Origin of the sequence: Hyphobacterium sp. (assembly GCF_043584775.1) — a bacterium.
GTDB lineage: Bacteria > Pseudomonadota > Alphaproteobacteria > Caulobacterales > Maricaulaceae > Hyphobacterium.
On the sequence record NZ_CP121327.1, the window covers coordinates 2,592,116 to 2,609,634 of the forward strand.

Consider the following 17,519-nt stretch of genomic DNA (forward strand, 5'->3'; position numbering starts at 1 on the left):
ATTTTGAGATTATTCCGCTGACCGAAGCGGGCATAATCCTGCGCATGATGAAATTATCGCTGATTGCCCCGCTCGCCCCGATTGCCGGATTGCTGTGTCTGGCCTGTTCGCCATCCACATCGTCGCCGATGGAGACGGTTGAACTGACGGAGGTCTGGCGGACGGAGGGTTTTGCCTCTCCGGAAAGTGTCCTGCCCGACCCGCAAAGCGGGCTGATCTTTGTGTCCAACGTCAATGGCGAAGGCGATGCAAGCGACGGCAATGGTTTCATTTCCCGCCTGACGCCGGAAGGCGAGATCGAGTCGCTGGAATGGGCCACCGGGCTGGATGCGCCCAAGGGTATGGCGCTCGTCGGCGACCGTCTCTACGTCACCGACATCACGCGGATTGTGTGCCTTGATCGGGAAACGGGCGAGATTGTGGATAGCTGGCCAGCGCCCGGGGCGGGCTTTCTCAACGATGCCGTCGCCGGCCCGGATGGCCACATCTATGTGTCGGATTCTGCGACCTCGCGAATCTATGTGCTGGAAGATGGCATGGTGCATGTCTGGGCCGAAGATGAGGCGCTTTCCGCCATCAACGGGCTGTGGCTGGAAGCGGACCGCATGCTGGCCGTCACCATGGCGGGCCGGTTTGTATCCATCGGTCTGGCCGACGGAGACATCACCGTTATCAGCGAAGGTCTCGGCGATGGCGATCTGATCGCGCCCGATGGCCAGGGTGCCTATTTCGCCAGTGAATGGCCAGGACAGCTGTATCACCTGATGCCGGACGGGTCGTTTTCCGTCATCGCCGACACCAGAGAGGCCGGCATCTATATGAATGACGGCTATGTGATCGGCGATGTCCTGATCATTCCGCACTGGCAGCCGGGCGAGGTTTCCGCCTGGCAGATCCGGTTCAGCCACTGATACGCTGCGCTTATGCCATGACGCCGCCGCATTTTCGCGGGCATTATGGCGGTTATGATGATCGAACTCTTTCTCTCTCTCGCCCTCATGGCTCAGGATGCGCCCGAGGCGGCTGACACGGTGACCAATGAGGCTATGACCGAAGCGCTGCCAGCTGAAAACGTAGAAGGCGAAGCAGAGTCCTTTGATGCCGAAACCGCCCTGGCCGGTGTCAATGCGTGGCTGAACGGTATCGAGACCTATCAGGCCCGCTTTACCCAGATCGCGCCGGACTTTTCATCCTCCAGCGGTGTGCTGTCGATCCGGCGGCCCGGCCGTTTGCGCTTTGAATATGATGCCCCCTCGCCGCTGCTCGTCGTTGCCGATGGCACGACCGTCGCGATTTCCGACTCTGATCTGGACACGGTCGACCGCGTACCGCTGCGGTCCACACCGCTCTGGTGGTTGCTGAAGCCCGATGTCAATCTGGCCGAAGATGCCAATGTCACCGATGTCTGGCAGGAAGATGGCTATCTCTATGTCGCCACACGCGACCGCAGCGATGAAATGGATGGCACGGCGCTCTTCGCCTTCAATCCGGAGACTTACGTTCTGGAAGAATGGTTCGTTACCGATTCGCTGGGCTATACCACGCGGGTGACACTGACCGATGTGGAAACCGATGTGCGTTTGAATCCACGGCTTTTTGTTCTGGAAGATCCGGAGGAGGATCGCCGGGGACGCCGTCAGTAGCGATCACATTCTGTTTCACAGCGTGTAACATCAATGCCACATACAAATTCTTTATTATTTTTAATTTGCACTTTTTTCGCACTCGTGTCTTTAATGTAACGGCTGATTGGGGCGCTGGATCGGCGTCGTCCCCCCGCTGACGGGTCTGCCGTCCTGATCGCATCGGATCCCCTCCCGATGCATGCGCAACAGTTTCGACGGCGCACAGCAAGCGCCCGGCCGCAACCCCTCGCGGCCGGGCGTTTTCTATTTCGTCACGACTTGGCGTCAGAAAAGCGTAATTGATTCTGCCATGACGAGGCGCTGATGCCGCTTTCCCAACTCATTCTCCTGTCGCTGGTCCAGGGCCTGACCGAATTTCTTCCGGTCTCGTCGTCCGCACACCTGATCCTCGCGCCCATCGCTGCCGGGATGGAGGATCAAAGCCCGCTGATTGATGTGATGGCCCATGCCGGAAGCCTCGTGGCGGTGCTGGTCTATTTCTGGCGGGATATTCGCGACGTTGCCGTTGGCAAGCTGGCCTGGCTGTCCGGCCGGATGACGCCGGGGGGACGCCTGGCATTGCTGATCGGCGCGGCGACGCCGCCGATCATCATCGGTGCCGGCGCGCTCTATCTTACCGGCCATACCGATCTGTTCCGCTCTCCCCTGATAATCGGCATTGCCACTCTGGTCTTCGCTGTTCCCTTGTGGGCGGCTGACAAGTTCGGACGCACCACCTTTACCACCGCAACGATGACGTATCGCGATGCGTTCCTGATCGGACTGGTTCAGATCTTTGCCCTGATCCCCGGCGCGAGCCGGTCGGGCGTGACCATGACAGCGGGCCGCGCACTGGGGTTGGGCCGCAGCGAAGCCGCGCGGTTTTCCATGCTGATGGCGATTCCGGTGATTGCCGCCTTTGCGCTGGTGGCCGGGCTCGATCTGGCGCAGGGCGGAAATGAAGGCGCGAGCCTGATGGACGGGCTGATCGTGGCGGCCCTGTCCTTCCTCTCGGCCTGGGCGTCGATTGCCGTCATGATGCGCTTTGTCGAGCGCGTCGGCTTTCTGCCCTTCGTGATCTACCGACTGATCCTCGCCGGTCTGATCTTCTGGCTGCTGGTCTAGGCCATTTCGTGGAACTGGCCGTTGCGGCGATAGCGTTCCAGATAGACCGGCACGATGGATTCGATGGTTTCCGGGGTAATACCCAGATCACCGATGCCGTGCGCATCGGACGCCACCACATTGTCCTCACCCAGCAAGGTGACCTGATCGCGCGTCAGGACAGGCTGAACAAAAGGAATGATGGCGGCAATTTCCGCGGCCAGTCCGATCAGTGACATGGCAAACATCGGCACCGGCACGAGGAAACGCGGGCGATCAATGGTTTTCAGGATGAATTCCATCAATTCCTTGTAGGTATAGGTGCGGGGGCCACCGAGTTCGTAGACACCGCTGATCGCTGTATTCTCGATCGCAGTCGCGACGCTTGCGGCGACATCGCCAACAAAAACCGGCTGCATCTTCATCTTGCCACCGCCCGGCAAAGGCAGGGCCGGGGCGTAACGCGCCATATTCGCAAAGCGATTGAAGAATTCGTCCTCGGTTCCGAAAATGATGGAGGGCCGCAGGATGACAGCGCCCGGGAAGGCCGCTTTCACTGCGGCCTCGCCTTGCGCCTTGGTCGCGGCATAGCGCGAGGCGGAATCCGCATCGGCGCCAATGGCGGAGATCTGGACAAAGCGCTCGACGCCGGCTTCAGCGGCGGCTTCGGCAATATTCTGCGCGCCCTTGGCCTGCAGGCTGGCAAAGCGCTGTTTGCCACCTTCGGCGAGAATACCGACGAGATTGACCACGCCATGCGCGCCGGCAACGGCGCGGGCGACAGAAGCCGGATTGCGGACATTGGCCTGCATCAGCTCGACCTGGCCGACGACGCCGGTAACTTTCATGTCCAGCGCAAGATGCGGGCGGCGTGTGGCGACCCGGACGCGATAGCCCTTTTTCACCAGAGCCCGCACCACATAGCGCCCGACAAAGCCGGACCCGCCAAATACCGTGATCATGTCTTCGCGCAGCATCAGCCAAATGCCTCCGGAAAGCGTTTCAACAGAGGGTCTGCATAGACCAGAAATCGGCGCGCCTGTCCATGCGTCACTGCGTTTCACATTCCCGTGGCGCGCGAACCGACTCCTCTTGGCCGCCTTGCGGCGCTAGGGTTCGGCTTAACCAGAACAAAAACACGGTTTGACGGGGGTAATTTGAGGGGATGACGGCAGAGGTCGCCTTGCTGAACAAGCAGGCCGTGGCATTGGCTGCGGACTCCAAGGCCACGTTCGGCTCCGGCATGAATATCAAGACCTATGACAGCGTCGACAAGCTGTTCAACCTGTCACGGGACCACCCGGTCGGGGTGATGATCTATGGCAATGCCGAATTCATGCGGGTGCCGTGGGAAGTCATCATCAAGGAATTCCGCGAGCGTCATGGCGATACCGGGCACGCCACGATTGAAGGCTGGGGCGACGCTTTTTTCGACTTTGCCGGCCAGTTCCACGATTTTTCCATACGCGATAGCGAAATCGCCGTGTTCACCAAAACCGCCGCCTTCCTGCGCGCCATCGAAGCCAGCGCTCTCGTCAATCGCTCGCTGGAGCCTCTGATCAGCGATGTCGAATCGCGGCGCATTCACCCGGCGCTGGCCGATCTCAGCGAAGGCGAGTTCCTGCGCAATTTCCCCGATCTGATGCAGCGCTATGAAACGCTGCTGCATTCACGCATCGGCGACCGGATGAATGCCGACATCAAGCGGCAATTGCCGCGCCTCCTGCACCGGCTCTCCATTGCGGATATCGAGACCGTGGCCCGCTCCGGCCTGGTGGTCGCCGGATTTGGCGGTGACGAGACCTTTCCGTCGCTGGTCAATCTGGAAACCGATGGCGTCATTGCCGGACGCCTGACCGTGTCGCCGCGCTCGGAGAGCCATATCACCGTGGATCATCCGGCGGATGTTCTGCCCTTTGCGGTGCGCAATGTGATGATCTCGATGGTGCACGGGGTGGATCCGTCCTTTCTGGACTATTCCCTGACCGTTTTCCGCGACCTCATCCGCGCCAATGGCGACCGGCTGATCAACCAGTTTGCCAAGAATGAGCAGGAGAAATCGCGGCTGATGCATGAAAACGCCGCAATGTCGGATGATTTCATCTCGGTCTTTCTCGATTATCTGCGCGATTATATTCAGGACATGCATCTGGGGCCATTTGCCTCGACCCTGCAGGGCATGCCGCCGGACGAGATGGCATGGCTGGCAGAGTCGCTGGTTCACCTGACTTCTGTTAAGATGCGCATGTCGCTGGGGCCGGAGGGGGTCGGCGGCCCCGTCGATACCGCCGTGATTACCAAGCGCGAAGGGTTTAAATGGGTCAAACGCAAGGCGCCCATAGAGGCGTTGACGGGACCCGGACTGGGGAAGGGGGACTAGACAATGAAACGGTATCGCTACCGCAAACTCTCGAAGGATGGATTGCCCATGGCACCCACATCAAGCTCACCGGAATCGCTGCGACAGGATGATACACCGCGCGCCCTGTTTGAGGGCGATTCTGCTTCCCAGCGCCTGTTCAACCGGGCGGCGCTGGACCAGATGGGCGATTATTCGGCGGTCATTCTGGCGTCCGATTCCCTGCGGCCGGCCTGGGCCGAGCCGGGCGATCTGGTGCATGTGCGCCGCGGCGCGGAGGACGCCAATGCCATCGTCGACACCGTCTCGGGCAAGAAACGCTGAGCGATCACTGACGGAAAGCCGCCCCGGCGGTGATATCCGAATTGACAGGGGCGCGCGCAATTCGTATGTCGCCCGCCTTGCTTACCTGCCCAGGTGGCGGAACTGGTAGACGCGCCAGCTTCAGGTGCTGGTTTCTGTATGGAAGTGGAGGTTCGAGTCCTCTCCTGGGCACCATTGCTTTCTCCGAAAGCGACCGCAGAACTTCATAAATTACTAAAATAACTAGAATAACCAAGGCAGGCGGCACTTTTGTTGTCCGATGCTGTGCGGGTATATCCGTTGGCATGCGGGTATTTTGCGGGTAGATTTGCGGGTATCCCGGCCTTTTTGACCGGACTAGGTGATCGAGATACCCGCACATGCCGCTAACTGATATTCAGGTCCGCCAGCTTGGCCCGCGCGAAAATGACTATAAAAAGGCCGATGGTGGCGGGCTCTACGTGCAAGTTCAACGCACCGGCTCAAAACTCTGGCGATTGCGATACCGCTTCGATGGCAAGGAAAATGTGCTCTCTTTCGGTCCATACCCGGCGATCAGCCTGGCGCGGGCGCGCGAATTGCGGGCTGAGGCAAAGAAACTCCTTGCCGAGGGAATAGACCCCAGCGCACACGCCAAGGAAAAAAAGGCCCGCCAGGTCGCGCTCACCGAACACACCTTCGCGAAAATCTCTACTGAACTCGTGGACAAGCTCCGAATGGAGGGGAAGGCCGAAATCACGCTGAAAAAAAAGCAATGGCTGCTGGATATGGCCAGTGGTGACTTTGGCGACCGGCCCATCACCACCATCAGCGCAGCGGATATTCTGACGACACTCCGAAAAGTGGAGTCGAAAGGAAATTACGAAACCGCCAAGCGGCTGCGCTCAACAATCGGACAAGTGTTTCGTTATGCCATCGCCACGGCATGTGCTGAGAATGATCCGACTTATGGGCTTCGCGGCGCATTGATCGCCCCGAAGGTTTCGCACATGGCTGCGATAACAGACCGGAAAGGGTTTGCCGGCCTGATCAAGGCGATATGGGATTATGGGGGCGGGTCCCCATCCACGCGGGCGGCGCTAAAGCTGATGGCATTGCTCTATACACGTCCCGGCGAACTAAGGCTGGCGCTTTGGGAGGAGTTTGACCTTGAAAGGGCGATTTGGACCATACCTGCCGAGCGAACGAAAATGCGCCGGGAACACACAAAGCCCTTGCCGCAATTGGCGGTGGATACTCTGCGTAATCTGTTGGCCGAGACGGGCAGCAATTACCGCGTCTTCCCGTCATCAATCGCGCGAGACAGGCCAATCAGCGAAAACACACTCAATCAGGCACTCCGGCGCATGGGCTTTGACAAGGATGAGCATACGTCGCACGGATTTCGTGCCAGCGCGTCCAGCCTACTCAATGAGAGTGGTCGATGGAATGCCGATGCGATTGAAGCCGAGCTTGGCCATGTTGGCGCTGACGAAGTGCGTCGGGCCTACCATCGGGCGCGCTACTGGGAGGAACGTGTAAAGATGGCAGACTGGTGGGCAGACGAAATTTTTGCTCATCTAAGCTAGCGATAACGGCGGAGAAAAAAGCCATGACTGATCAATCAGAATTATATGCGAAGCCGTCTCCGAACTGGAGATACTCCGTCACTGTTTCTGTTGCCGAAGCAACGCTTCTCATGTTGGAAATTGAACCGCAGGAATTCTCACACGGGGTAGAAGGTAGCGCATCTAGTCAATATCCGCCTGACTATCTGGCAACGAGAAATGTGCTTGTGACAGCGATTGAGAATGGTCAGCTCGACGGCACGCTAAGATATGAGGATATGTCGGGAGTTTACGGTGCACCTGAGGACCATGATATTATCGACTACCATGCGTCAAATATAGACATGGCAGCGTTGAGAACATGGCTTTCCGAGCGCGGGTTTTCGAATTCGCTGTCAGCACGATCAAATAGCCAAGGACCGCAGTATATGGATCGGAAACATCGCCGTCGTTCTGTTAAGCTGATAGCAGCGGTTGAAGCGTGGGAGGCCTTTGATGAGCAACCCAATGCATCTGGAAGTGTGAAACAACGCATCACAAATTGGCTTTGGGAACACGCTGTTCGATTAGAACTCATAAACAAACATGGTGAACCGAGCGACACAATGATTAGGGACGTTGCCAAGCTTACAAATTGGAAGCCAGGCGGCGGAGCGCCAAAAAAGTAAGCAAAACCTAACTCAACAAATATTGTTTTTATTCATAGAGTTGCGCTTTCGGAAGCTAGCGGATCCGTTGGGTTATATCGAACTCGACATTTAGTTGTTGCCCAACCAAGCCTACAAAAACCCAAACTTGGGTGTCTATTATTCAATCGCACCATGCTGGACATTGTCGTCAACCAATACACGGAGATCGACAATGCCCCACGAAACAAGCTTGCCCGAAACGGGCTTTCTTCGCCTGAAATCCATCCTGGCACCCAACGGCCCCATTCCTGTCAGTAAATCGACTTGGTGGGCTGGCGTGAAGGACGGACGTTTCCCCAAGCCGCAGAAATTGGGTGCCCGCGTGACGGTCTGGCGAGTGGAAGAAATCCGTGCGCTGATTGAAACCGGTGTCGCCTAGCGCGGCTCAGTGAACAATGCGGCAAAGGAGGCACGCATCGCATAATTGACACCTCGGTAAAGCGGGGGAAATCCAGTGGAGGGTTGCACGACCGTGGCGCTGGGTTTGATGATTTACCACGGGGCGGGATCACAGATCATAGGTAGTCCGAAAGGCCGAAGCCTGATCCCAAGCACCGCACCCGGTGCTTTTAGCGGCCAACCGATCAGACAGGGTGTAGTACTGATTGGGCCAATGCGACGAGCCGGCTCGGGAGAGCAGCTAAGATCGCGGAGGCATGGGGCTAGGCTTCGGAGGAATCCGAGGGCTAGCTAGTCCTATGCCTTCAGCTCAAAACCTCTCAAAAGAGCAACAAGGTAAAACGTATCAAGGTATGGCTCTAGGAAAAGGAGCTCAGATAAATTTTCGTCGCTTTTTTCAAATATTTTCGCGTTTTTCGGAACCTTGATCATCATGTTTTCTAATTTGATTTTGGATCTCATTTTCTGATTCGCATGTCGGCACGCTTGATGGTCCACCAAAGCTAACCCTCTCCATTGTTTGACGTTTGCATTTACCACTGGGGACGCGACCCCTTGCTGGTAATCGTGCATCTCAGCCAAATTGGAATCAAAAAGACAATTTAACCCTAGGAACTAACCCACCGCGCGGAAACTGAAGTGTGATATGCTTCGCTACGCTCCATTCGAAGAGACGCTCTTCTCCAGCAAGGGAATAAAGTGAGGCCTATGAGCCAGGTCGTTCATGACCGCAGAAGGATTGCGATCCACGGTCAGAGCAAACATCGCGGGCTTCAGACATCAGGAGCCTCTTGTTTCTGCGCAATCAACCAAACGATTAGGCAAAGGCCGAGACCAAGTTTTATTCTTGGAATCCGAGCCTCTAGCGTGGTCGACCATTCCGGCCTTTTCTCCAACTCTTCGACGATCTTTTCAAAACTGCCAAACGGGTTTTCGCCCAGCACATTCACTAATTTCTCGCCATCCTTTCGGAGGGTGTGGAAGAAATTCAGCACAAGCAATTCGACAGCCATGTTGTGCACTGCATTGGAAACCCCTTTGCCGAGAGCCAACATATTATTTAATTGTTCAGTTTGTGTTTCGAGTGAGAATTGACCGTCTGAATGTGCCGCTTCGTTTCGAATTTTACGGAGACTATCTATCGCATTTAGACACTTCTCATCTATCCAACCGCAGAGCCCTGCAATTTCGGCTTTTGCCGATAGCGTACTCGCAATTCCGGGATAGGACTGCATTCGTCTGATGCGCGACTTCATGTACTTTGGGCCACGAGAAACGAAAGCCTTGTCCAGCTGCTGTGTGGCAATATCGGCCGCAATTAGAACTGCACCTCTATCAGATTCAGGGAGCAGTTCCGCACAAACCTTTTCGAATACAGCTGCAACGTCAGGATCGTCTAGCCATCCGAAAGCGTTTTCTGGATTTGTATTTTTGGGGGGGGCTTGTCCAGAGAGGGCATATATCTTCCAATGCAAAATCAAAAAACTCTTCAGAATTCGTGACTAATATTAAAAACGCGAAATTGGGTCGATCCTGATCTGAGCTCTCTGATCCCTAGTTAATTTTGCGAGCCTATGCCCGCTATAGTTCACGATCTGTGGTGTCACGAGGCCACTTTCTAATACTGCCTCTCTGCTTGGTCTGGGCAAATAGAAAATGTCCCATTCGGCTTGTGACGTGACCGCCCACCGACACCCCGAATGGGTCCTGTCGTTGCCGATGATTAGCAACTGGGAATAGAGTAGCCTAGCGATTCACGGGGGATGGGTTCAGGCATGAATGCCGTTGAAATTGAACAGGCGATATCCGAGCTGGCCAAGGCAGTGTTCGATGCGGCCGAATTCCCGTATCAGTTTCTGGAAGCCTTCGGGAACAAGGCCACCACGATCAAGAAGCTGCGCGCGGGGTCATCCAACAGCTCCGACGTTGGCGGCGTGCTCCAGCGCAATAATATCCATATCAAGGTGGCCGCGCCGGGGCAGGTGACGGCGGCCCTGGCTGAATTGCGCTCCAGCCCGGCGACAACCAAGGCGAAGGCGAAGTTCATCCTCGCAACCGATGGGAACCAGTTCGAGGCTGAAGACCTGGCGACCGGCGATGTCATTGCCTGTGACTTTGCAAAATTCCCGGATCATTTCGGCGTCTTCCTGCCGCTGGCAGGCATTTCCACAGTCAAACAGATCCGCGAAAGCTCGATCGACATTCGCGCGACGAGCAAGCTCAACCGGCTCTATGTCGAGCTTCTAAAGGACAATCCGGACTGGGGTACGGAAGAGCGCCGCCACGACATGAACCATTTCATGGCGCGACTAATCTTCTGCTTCTTTGCCGAGGACACAGGCATCTTCAACAAGACCGATGTCTTCACTGACACGGTCGAGCAGATGAGCGAGCGCGACGCCTCGAATACGCACGAAATTCTGGCGACGATTTTCGCGGCGATGAACACCCATCCAGATGCGCGCCGGAAAGACCCGCTGCCGCGCTGGGCCGATGCCTTCCCTTATGTGAATGGCGGTCTGTTTTCAGGCTCCACTGACACGCCGCGCTTTTCCCGGCATGCGCGCTCGCTCTTCCTGCATGGCGGCAGTCTCGACTGGCAGAAGATCAATCCGGATATTTTCGGATCGATGATCCAGGCGGTTGCCGATGATGAAGAGCGCGGCGCGCTGGGCATGCACTACACGTCTGTGCCGAATATATTGAAAGTCCTGAATCCGCTCTTCCTGGATGATTTGCGAGAACAGCTGGAAGCGGCCGGCGACAATGCCCGCAAACTCCTCAATCTGCGAAACCGGATGGCGAAAATCCGGGTGTTTGATCCGGCCTGTGGCTCGGGCAATTTTCTGGTGATCGCATATAAGGAAATGCGCAGCATTGAAGCCGAAATCAACCAGCGAAGGGGCGAGGCCGATCGTGCGTCGGACATTCCGCCGACCAATTTTCGGGGCATTGAGTTGCGGGATTTTGCGGCGGAGATTGCACGCCTCGCTCTTATCATCGCGGAATATCAGTGCGACGTCCTTTATCGCGGTCAGAAAGAGGCGCTGGCCGACTTCCTGCCGCTGGATGCGAAGAACTGGATTACGTGCGGCAATGCGCTGCGGCTCGATTGGCTCTCCATCTGTCCGCCCACCGGGACGGGCGTGAAGGTGGCCTCAGATGATCTTTTCGAGACACCGCTGGACCAGGCCGAGATCGATTTCGAGAATGAGGGCGGGGAGACCTATATTTGTGGGAATCCGCCCTATCTCGGGAACAAGCTACAATCTATAGAGCAGAAGGATGATCTTCGCGCCATTTTTGACGGTAAAGTAGTTGGCTGGAAATCCCTCGACTATGTTGCCGGGTGGCTAATGAAGGCCGCCGAATACGGTCTCCGAACAGAATCAGCATCAGCTTTTGTGACTACGAACTCTCTTTGTCAGGGCCAGCAGGTTCCCATTTTATGGCCAACCATCTTCAAAACGGGTCATGTAATCGAGTTTGCCTATACGTCGTTCAAATGGGCAAACCTCGCCAGCCACAATGCTGGCGTGATTGTGATCGTGATCGGAATAACGACCGGCAGTAGTGGCAGAAAACGGCTCTACTCGCTTGATGCAGATGGGACCGTCCTCGAGAAAATTAGCGGCAACATCAACCCTTACCTTGTCGATGCGCCCAACTTGGTTGTTGAGAGTAAGCGCAAGCCGCCAAAGGGAATCGCGCCAATGCTCTTCGGTAACATGCCCAGGGACGGTGGGCATTTGATTGTTTCTCACGATGTTAAAAATGGCGAAAGCCAAGCTGATCACGTCTTTCAGCGTTATTTGAGACCGTTTTTTGGATCGGAAGACTTTATTCAGGGAAAGATCCGATATTGCCTTTGGATAGAGCAGGGCCAGTATCAAGATTCACTCCGATCGCCAATTATTGCTGGACGATTGGAGGCGGTGCGGAAGATGCGTTTAGAGAGTAAAGCAGGCTCGACACGGGACTTCGCAAAGGCCCCCTATCGCTTTGTGCAGATTCAAGGGGCTGCTCGCCAATCTACTCTGATTATTCCTCGGGTCAGTTCGGAGCGCCGCCCTTACCTCCCCGTCGGGCTACTCGATAAGAATGCCGTGATCGCCGACAGTGCCTTCGCGCTCTATGACGCCCCGCTCTGGCACCTAGCCATGATCGCTTCTCGCCTCCATTTAGTCTGGGTTGCCGCTGTCTGCGGCAAGTTGAAAACAGATTATCGCTATTCGAATACACTCGGATGGAACACATTTCCCATTCCGATGTTAACTGAAAAGAACAAAGTTGATCTATTCGATTCGGCCAGCCAAATCCTTCTTGCGAGGGAGCATTACTACCCGGAAACGCTCGGGAGTATGTATGATCCCGATAAATTCAACAGCGAATACGAGCTTTTAAGAGAGGCGCATGATCGCAATGATGAAACCCTTGAGCGCATTTATATTGGTCGGAAATTCAAGAACGACACCGAGCGTCTAGAAAAACTCTTTGCCCTCTATGCGCAGGGGCAGGAGGTGAGTTTAAACGATTCCAGCGCCAATTTAAGGGGGGCGGCGAATGAGCAAAGTTAGTCTTATTGCTCAGCCAGCGGTACGGACAACGATGGCCGCAATTGAGTCGATAGCCAAGCATGGCTCCTTGACTAAATTGGATGTCGCAGCGGCCTACGTGACCTCCAGCGGCGCATATGACCTTCTCAACCGAATTGAAGGGACACTTGGGTCGCGTTGGACAGTTGTCAAGAAACGGTGGCTCACCTCTTTCGACTACTGCCGCACGCAACCAGTTGCTCTGGAGGCTTTGCTCTCGTTGCCAGCTTCGTCGGTGCGTGTTTACGACGCGCATTTCTGCCTTTCTCATGGCGGTAGGCCTAAGGTACCCTTCCATCCGAAAGCGTTCTTGTTCCGAGGCAAAGACAATGATTTCGCCGTTGCGGGTTCTGGCAATATGTCACGTTCAGGATTGTCCAAGGGCGTTGAAGTAGGGTTTTCGCTGACGGTAAACCGGAAAAGTCCGTCTGAGCCGACCTCAGCGTCAGCAATGAAGGCTCTTTGGCGGTGGTATAAAGATGCTTGGGAAAAAGCGACACCATTGAACTCCGCGCTGCTTAAACGATACGCGGCGCTTTATGAAAGCGTGCCGAATCTGACTCACCCAGCCGCGACCGAAGATGACTTGGCCAGTGAGGAAACGACAAAGCGCGCACTCTCTAGCCAAGACCTTCAGAAGTTAAGAGTTTGTTCCCATTTTTGGATCGAAGCGGGAAACATTACTAAGAATCGGGGGGCTCACTTGCCCGGCAATCAACTAATGATGAAACGCCTTTCACGCGTTTTCTTCGGATATGACCCTTCTCCAGTTCCAGTGAATACGATCATAGGCAGTGCTGAAATTTCCTTTAGCGGAGGGGCATTCGCCTCATACACGCTCTCCTATAGCGACAATAAGATGGACAAGCTTAATCTCCCAATGCCCGGTACAATAGGCCCGGCGGCGTATGACAAAGAATACTTGTTGTTCCGAGAGGTCGCGCCCCACAAGTTCAATCTTACGATAGGTACCAAATCCGATAAGGCTGGTTGGCTAAAAAGGAGCAAGGCGATCGACGCGGATTTCAAAATGGCCAGTGGACGCGAGTGGGGAGTTTTCTGATGGAAGTGTCGTTGTCCAATGCTGCCGCGGCTCCTCCTGTCCCGACCGCCTCCGTCAACCACGCGCAAACCGGCGCATCGATGAAATCGAACGAGCTGGGCATGTCGCGATTATGAGCGCATCGAAAACTGTTCGAGCTCTACACCAAGATGACAAATGAGGTCGCGGCCTGATGTTTCAACGCATTGAATACAAGGATCTGAATTCTCGCCAGAAGGAGAATTACAATTTTCAGAAGGTCGCCGGTGAGCTGGCTGATTTTGGCTATAATTGCCTTCGATTGAATGATGATTGGCAGGGCGCAGATTTCATTGCATGCCACATTGACGGAAACCGCTTCCTGAAAATCCAACTGAAAGGAAGAATGACGATCGACAGCAAGTATCTCGGAAAGGACATTTACATCGCCTTTCTTGATGGTGACGTTTGCTATGTCTATCCGCACGATACCGTCTTGAACGCCGTTCTGTCGCTGAACAAAATAAATTCTTCCCGTGCGTGGACGGGAACCAAAGCATACTCTTGGCCCAGGCTCTCAAAATGGTCTCGCGCAATGCTTGAAGAATACAAGGTATAAGCATGACCAAAACCGTCCCTTCCGTCTCCGTCACCTATGCCCAGACCGGCGCGTCGATGAAGTCCAACGAAATGGGTATGCGGCCCATGCAGGAGCGGGCCTACGAACGGCGAGGTGAACAATATCTGCTGATCAAGTCGCCGCCTGCTTCAGGCAAGAGCCGGGCGCTGATGTTCATCGCGCTCGACAAGCTGGCCAATCAGGGCCTGCGACAAGCCATCATTGTCGTGCCGGAGAAATCGATCGGCTCCAGCTTTAACGATGAGCCCCTGTCCAATTTCGGCTTCTGGACGGACTGGACCGTTCCGCCGCGCTGGAACCTCTGCAACTCGCCGGGGACAGATGGTGGCAAGGTCAATTCGCTGAGCAAATTTCTGGAAAGCAAAGACGATATTCTGGTCTGCACCCATGCGACCTTCCGCTTTGCGGTCGACCGTCTGGGGATTGAAGCCTTCGACAACCGGCTGATTGCCGTGGATGAATTTCACCATGTCTCGGCGAGCGAAGACAACAAGCTCGGCGCCCATCTGGCCGCGATAATGACGCGAGACAAATGCCATATCGTGGCGATGACCGGGTCTTATTTCCGCGGCGATGCCGTGCCTGTCCTTCTGCCTGAGGACGAGAACCGTTTCGAGCCTGTCACTTATACCTATTACGAGCAATTGAACGGCTATAAATGGCTGAAATCACTGGATATCGGATATTATTTCTATTCCGGTCCCTATGCCGATGAAATCCTGAATGTGCTGGACCCCAGTGAGAAAACCATCGTCCATATTCCGAGTGTCCAGTCGCGGGAAAGCACCAAGGACAAGCACAAGGAAGTCGAGCACATCATAGAGGCGCTGGGCGATTGGGAGGGGACAGACAAGGACACCGGCTTTCAGCTGGTCAAGCGCGAGGATGGCCGCACTTTGAGGATCGCGGATCTGGTTGACGATGATCCGGTCCGCCGCGATCGCGTCTCTGCCGCCCTGAAAGACCCCAAGCAGAAGAATAATCGTGATCACGTTGATATCATCATCGCGCTGGGCATGGCCAAAGAGGGCTTTGACTGGATCTGGTGCGAACATGCGCTGACCGTTGGTTATCGCGCCAGCCTGACCGAGATCGTCCAGATCATTGGCCGCGCCACTCGCGATGCGGAAGGCAAGACACGTGCGCGTTTCACCAATCTGATTGCCGAACCGGATGCGTCCGAGCAGCTCGTCACAGAAGCCGTGAACGATACGCTGAAAGCCATCGCGGCCAGCCTTTTGATGGAGCAAGTGCTGGCACCACGATTCAACTTCAAACCCAAGCGTGCTGATAGCGGCCCCGTAGAGGGTTTTGATTATGGGCCTGGAGGTTACCAGGAAGGCCAATGCAATGTTGGCGTCAATGAGGAGCAGGGTGAGTTCCTTATCGAGATCAACGGGCTGGTCGAGCCGAAGTCAAAGGAAGCCGAGCGGATCTGCAAGGAAGACCTCAACGAGGTGATTACCAGCTTTGTACAGGACAAGACCGCGACCGAGCGCGGCATGTTTGATCAAAATCTCGTGCCGGAAGAGCTGACACAGCTTCGCATGGGCAAGATCATTCAAGAGAAGTATCCGGAGCTGGATGATGGCGATCAGGAAGCCGTACGGCAGCACGCCATTGCGGCCCTGAACCTCACCCAGAAGGCCAAGGAAACGGTACTGTCTGGAGATAACGGCGAGCCCAAAGCCAATACCGCGCTGATTGATGGCGTGCGCCAATTCGCCATGGATGTTCGCGATCTTGATATCGACATGATCGACCGTATCAACCCGTTCGGCGAGGCCTATGCCATCCTCGCCAAGACGATGAGCGAGGAGAGCTTGCGGCAGGTTGGTGCGATCATTTCGGGCAAGCGGATCAAATTGACGCCGGAGGAGGCCCGCGATCTGGCAAAGCGCGCTCTGACATTCAAAAATGAACGCGGGCGATTGCCGGATATCAACTCGCAGGATGCCTGGGAGCGCCGTATGGCGGAGGGCATCGAGTTTCTCAAACGAATGAAGGCCGAGGCTGGTAATGGCTAAATCTGCTTTCACAGATGAAGACGATGCGCTGCTCGGTGAACTCGGCGTCGAGGACGAGAAAAAGACCGCTCCCACGCGAACGCCGTGTGAGGAACGTATCATTGCAGGCTTTGAAGATATCCAGCGCTTTTTCGAAGAGCATGACCGCCTGCCGCGGCATGGCGAAGGCCGTGATATTTTCGAGCGCATGTATGCGGTCCGGCTCGATCGTCTGCGTCAACTGGAAGAATGCCGATCGCTTCTGGAGCCACTCGACCACCAAGGGCTCCTTGGTGATCAGCCAGAGACCGTCGACGCCGAGGAAGATCTGGATGATGACGCCCTGTTAGAACAGTTGGGCGTTGCCGGTGTCGCAGAGCCGCTGACCGAGCTGAAGCATGTCCGCCCCACAGCAGAAAGGCGCGCTGCGGAAGAAATCGCCCGGCGCGACACGTGCCCAGATTTCGAAAAGTTCAAACCGATGTTCGAAGAGATCCAGCAGGAACTGGACAGCGGCGCCCGCGAGACACGCCCATTCGAATTGAAAGCGGAAATCCAGCCTGGCGCCTTTTTCATTCTCGGCGGTCAGAAAGCCTATGTTGCAGAGATAGGCGAACTAACCCTCACTGATCAGGGCCGAACCGATGCGCGCCTGCGTGTGGTTTTCGACAATGGCACCCAGAGCAACATGCTCATGCGGTCGCTTCAGCGGGCGCTGAATAAGGATGAAGCGGGCCGCAGGATTACAGAGCCGGTGGCCGGGCCGTTATTCGGCGGAGAGCCCATAGATGGCGATGAGGCCAGCGGAACGATCTACGTTCTACGAAGCAAATCTGATCATCCACGCGTCGCCGAAAACCGCGATCTGGTCCACAAGATCGGTGTCACAAACATCGGAGTGAAGAAACGGATAGCTGGCGCTCGCCTTCAGCCGACTTTTCTCATGGCTGATGTCGAGGTTTTAGCGACCTATGAGCTTTTTAATATCAACCGAACAAAACTCGAGACGCTTCTTCACCGGATCTTTCAACCCGCTCAACTGGATATCCAGATACCCGATCGCTTTGGAAATAAAGTGGCCGCGCGCGAATGGTTCCTCGTCCCGGATTTCGTAATCGATGAAGCGGTAAACAGAATCAAAGACGGTACGATTTCGAATTTTATTTATGATCCGGGTCAAGCGAAGCTGGTCGAACGCCAAGCAATCGGTCGTTTTTCATTAAGGTGATTG

15 protein-coding genes and 1 tRNA gene are annotated in these 17,519 nt (G+C 55.5%); 14 read left to right on the plus strand and 2 right to left on the minus strand.

Going from position 1 to position 17,519, the window contains the following annotated elements:
• Positions 1 to 44 precede the first annotated feature (44 nt).
• The 3 genes from P0D52_RS12955 (at position 45) to P0D52_RS12965 (ending at position 2,750) form a co-directional block, all read left to right on the plus strand.
• Positions 45 to 911, plus strand: coding sequence for a gluconolaconase (locus tag P0D52_RS12955; protein WP_394693066.1), 867 nt, complete (start codon positions 45 to 47; stop codon positions 909 to 911).
• A gap of 54 nt (positions 912 to 965) precedes the next feature.
• Positions 966 to 1,643: an outer membrane lipoprotein carrier protein LolA gene (locus tag P0D52_RS12960; RefSeq protein WP_394693067.1), complete on the plus strand. Its 678-nt coding sequence runs from the start codon at positions 966 to 968 to the stop codon at positions 1,641 to 1,643.
• 306 nt (positions 1,644 to 1,949) lie between these two features.
• On the plus strand, positions 1,950 to 2,750 hold the full coding sequence (locus P0D52_RS12965) for an undecaprenyl-diphosphate phosphatase (RefSeq protein WP_394693068.1): 801 nt from the start codon (positions 1,950 to 1,952) through the stop codon (positions 2,748 to 2,750).
• Here the strand turns inward: P0D52_RS12965 and P0D52_RS12970 are convergent.
• Complete coding sequence (locus tag P0D52_RS12970) at positions 2,747 to 3,706, minus strand: complex I NDUFA9 subunit family protein (RefSeq protein ID WP_394693069.1); 960 nt, start codon at positions 3,704 to 3,706, stop codon at positions 2,747 to 2,749. The two genes, P0D52_RS12965 and P0D52_RS12970, sit on opposite strands and share 4 nt — an antisense overlap.
• A gap of 188 nt (positions 3,707 to 3,894) precedes the next feature.
• Here P0D52_RS12970 and P0D52_RS12975 point away from each other — a divergent pair, with 188 nt between their 5' ends.
• From P0D52_RS12975 to P0D52_RS13000, 6 genes are all read left to right on the plus strand, one after another.
• A complete protein-coding gene (locus P0D52_RS12975) occupies positions 3,895 to 5,109 on the plus strand; it encodes a hypothetical protein (RefSeq protein WP_394693070.1) in 1,215 nt (404 codons plus the stop codon).
• Between the two features lie 3 nt (positions 5,110 to 5,112).
• Positions 5,113 to 5,412, plus strand: coding sequence for a hypothetical protein (locus P0D52_RS12980; protein ID WP_394693071.1), 300 nt, complete (start codon positions 5,113 to 5,115; stop codon positions 5,410 to 5,412).
• A gap of 87 nt (positions 5,413 to 5,499) precedes the next feature.
• A tRNA-Leu gene (locus P0D52_RS12985) sits at positions 5,500 to 5,586 on the plus strand.
• Between the two features lie 185 nt (positions 5,587 to 5,771).
• Entirely contained in the window at positions 5,772 to 6,959 is a 1,188-nt protein-coding gene (locus tag P0D52_RS12990; RefSeq protein ID WP_394693072.1) for a tyrosine-type recombinase/integrase, read from the plus strand.
• Positions 6,960 to 6,982: 23 nt separating this feature from the next.
• A complete protein-coding gene (locus P0D52_RS12995; protein ID WP_394693073.1) occupies positions 6,983 to 7,606 on the plus strand; it encodes a hypothetical protein in 624 nt (207 codons plus the stop codon).
• 193 nt (positions 7,607 to 7,799) lie between these two features.
• On the plus strand, positions 7,800 to 8,006 hold the full coding sequence (locus P0D52_RS13000; protein WP_394693074.1) for a helix-turn-helix transcriptional regulator: 207 nt from the start codon (positions 7,800 to 7,802) through the stop codon (positions 8,004 to 8,006).
• Positions 8,007 to 8,799: 793 nt separating this feature from the next.
• On the opposite strand, the gene P0D52_RS13005 is transcribed toward P0D52_RS13000, so the two are convergent.
• Positions 8,800 to 9,507 carry a hypothetical protein gene (locus P0D52_RS13005; RefSeq protein WP_394693075.1) on the minus strand — a complete coding sequence of 236 codons (708 nt, stop codon included), beginning with the start codon at positions 9,505 to 9,507 and terminating at the stop codon, positions 8,800 to 8,802.
• 294 nt (positions 9,508 to 9,801) lie between these two features.
• On the opposite strand from P0D52_RS13005, the gene P0D52_RS13010 reads away from it, so the two are divergent.
• The 5 genes from P0D52_RS13010 (at position 9,802) to P0D52_RS13030 (ending at position 17,516) form a co-directional block, all read left to right on the plus strand.
• Entirely contained in the window at positions 9,802 to 12,603 is a 2,802-nt protein-coding gene (locus P0D52_RS13010) for a class I SAM-dependent DNA methyltransferase (RefSeq protein WP_394693076.1), read from the plus strand.
• A complete protein-coding gene (locus tag P0D52_RS13015; RefSeq protein WP_394693077.1) occupies positions 12,590 to 13,684 on the plus strand; it encodes a hypothetical protein in 1,095 nt (364 codons plus the stop codon). Before P0D52_RS13010 ends, P0D52_RS13015 begins: the two co-directional genes overlap by 14 nt.
• A gap of 172 nt (positions 13,685 to 13,856) precedes the next feature.
• Positions 13,857 to 14,261, plus strand: coding sequence for a hypothetical protein (locus P0D52_RS13020; protein WP_394693078.1), 405 nt, complete (start codon positions 13,857 to 13,859; stop codon positions 14,259 to 14,261).
• A gap of 2 nt (positions 14,262 to 14,263) precedes the next feature.
• Entirely contained in the window at positions 14,264 to 16,309 is a 2,046-nt protein-coding gene (locus P0D52_RS13025; protein WP_394693079.1) for a DEAD/DEAH box helicase, read from the plus strand.
• A complete protein-coding gene (locus P0D52_RS13030; RefSeq protein ID WP_394693080.1) occupies positions 16,302 to 17,516 on the plus strand; it encodes a GIY-YIG nuclease family protein in 1,215 nt (404 codons plus the stop codon). Before P0D52_RS13025 ends, P0D52_RS13030 begins: the two co-directional genes overlap by 8 nt.
• The last annotated feature ends 3 nt before the right edge of the window (positions 17,517 to 17,519 follow it).

What these genes read in the sequence shown, in the direction of transcription:
- P0D52_RS12955 (WP_394693066.1), top strand. Translation starts at nt 45, where the DNA reads ATGATGAAATTATCGCTGATTGCCCCGCTCGCCCCGATTGCCGGATTG.
- P0D52_RS12960 (WP_394693067.1), top strand. Translation starts at nt 966, where the DNA reads ATGATGATCGAACTCTTTCTCTCTCTCGCCCTCATGGCTCAGGATGCG.
- P0D52_RS12965 (WP_394693068.1), top strand. Translation starts at nt 1,950, where the DNA reads ATGCCGCTTTCCCAACTCATTCTCCTGTCGCTGGTCCAGGGCCTGACC.
- P0D52_RS12970 (WP_394693069.1), bottom strand. Translation starts at nt 3,706, where the DNA reads ATGCTGCGCGAAGACATGATCACGGTATTTGGCGGGTCCGGCTTTGTC.
- P0D52_RS12975 (WP_394693070.1), top strand. Translation starts at nt 3,895, where the DNA reads ATGACGGCAGAGGTCGCCTTGCTGAACAAGCAGGCCGTGGCATTGGCT.
- P0D52_RS12980 (WP_394693071.1), top strand. Translation starts at nt 5,113, where the DNA reads ATGAAACGGTATCGCTACCGCAAACTCTCGAAGGATGGATTGCCCATG.
- P0D52_RS12990 (WP_394693072.1), top strand. Translation starts at nt 5,772, where the DNA reads ATGCCGCTAACTGATATTCAGGTCCGCCAGCTTGGCCCGCGCGAAAAT.
- P0D52_RS12995 (WP_394693073.1), top strand. Translation starts at nt 6,983, where the DNA reads ATGACTGATCAATCAGAATTATATGCGAAGCCGTCTCCGAACTGGAGA.
- P0D52_RS13000 (WP_394693074.1), top strand. Translation starts at nt 7,800, where the DNA reads ATGCCCCACGAAACAAGCTTGCCCGAAACGGGCTTTCTTCGCCTGAAA.
- P0D52_RS13010 (WP_394693076.1), top strand. Translation starts at nt 9,802, where the DNA reads ATGAATGCCGTTGAAATTGAACAGGCGATATCCGAGCTGGCCAAGGCA.
- P0D52_RS13015 (WP_394693077.1), top strand. Translation starts at nt 12,590, where the DNA reads ATGAGCAAAGTTAGTCTTATTGCTCAGCCAGCGGTACGGACAACGATG.
- P0D52_RS13020 (WP_394693078.1), top strand. Translation starts at nt 13,857, where the DNA reads ATGTTTCAACGCATTGAATACAAGGATCTGAATTCTCGCCAGAAGGAG.
- P0D52_RS13025 (WP_394693079.1), top strand. Translation starts at nt 14,264, where the DNA reads ATGACCAAAACCGTCCCTTCCGTCTCCGTCACCTATGCCCAGACCGGC.
- P0D52_RS13030 (WP_394693080.1), top strand. Translation starts at nt 16,302, where the DNA reads ATGGCTAAATCTGCTTTCACAGATGAAGACGATGCGCTGCTCGGTGAA.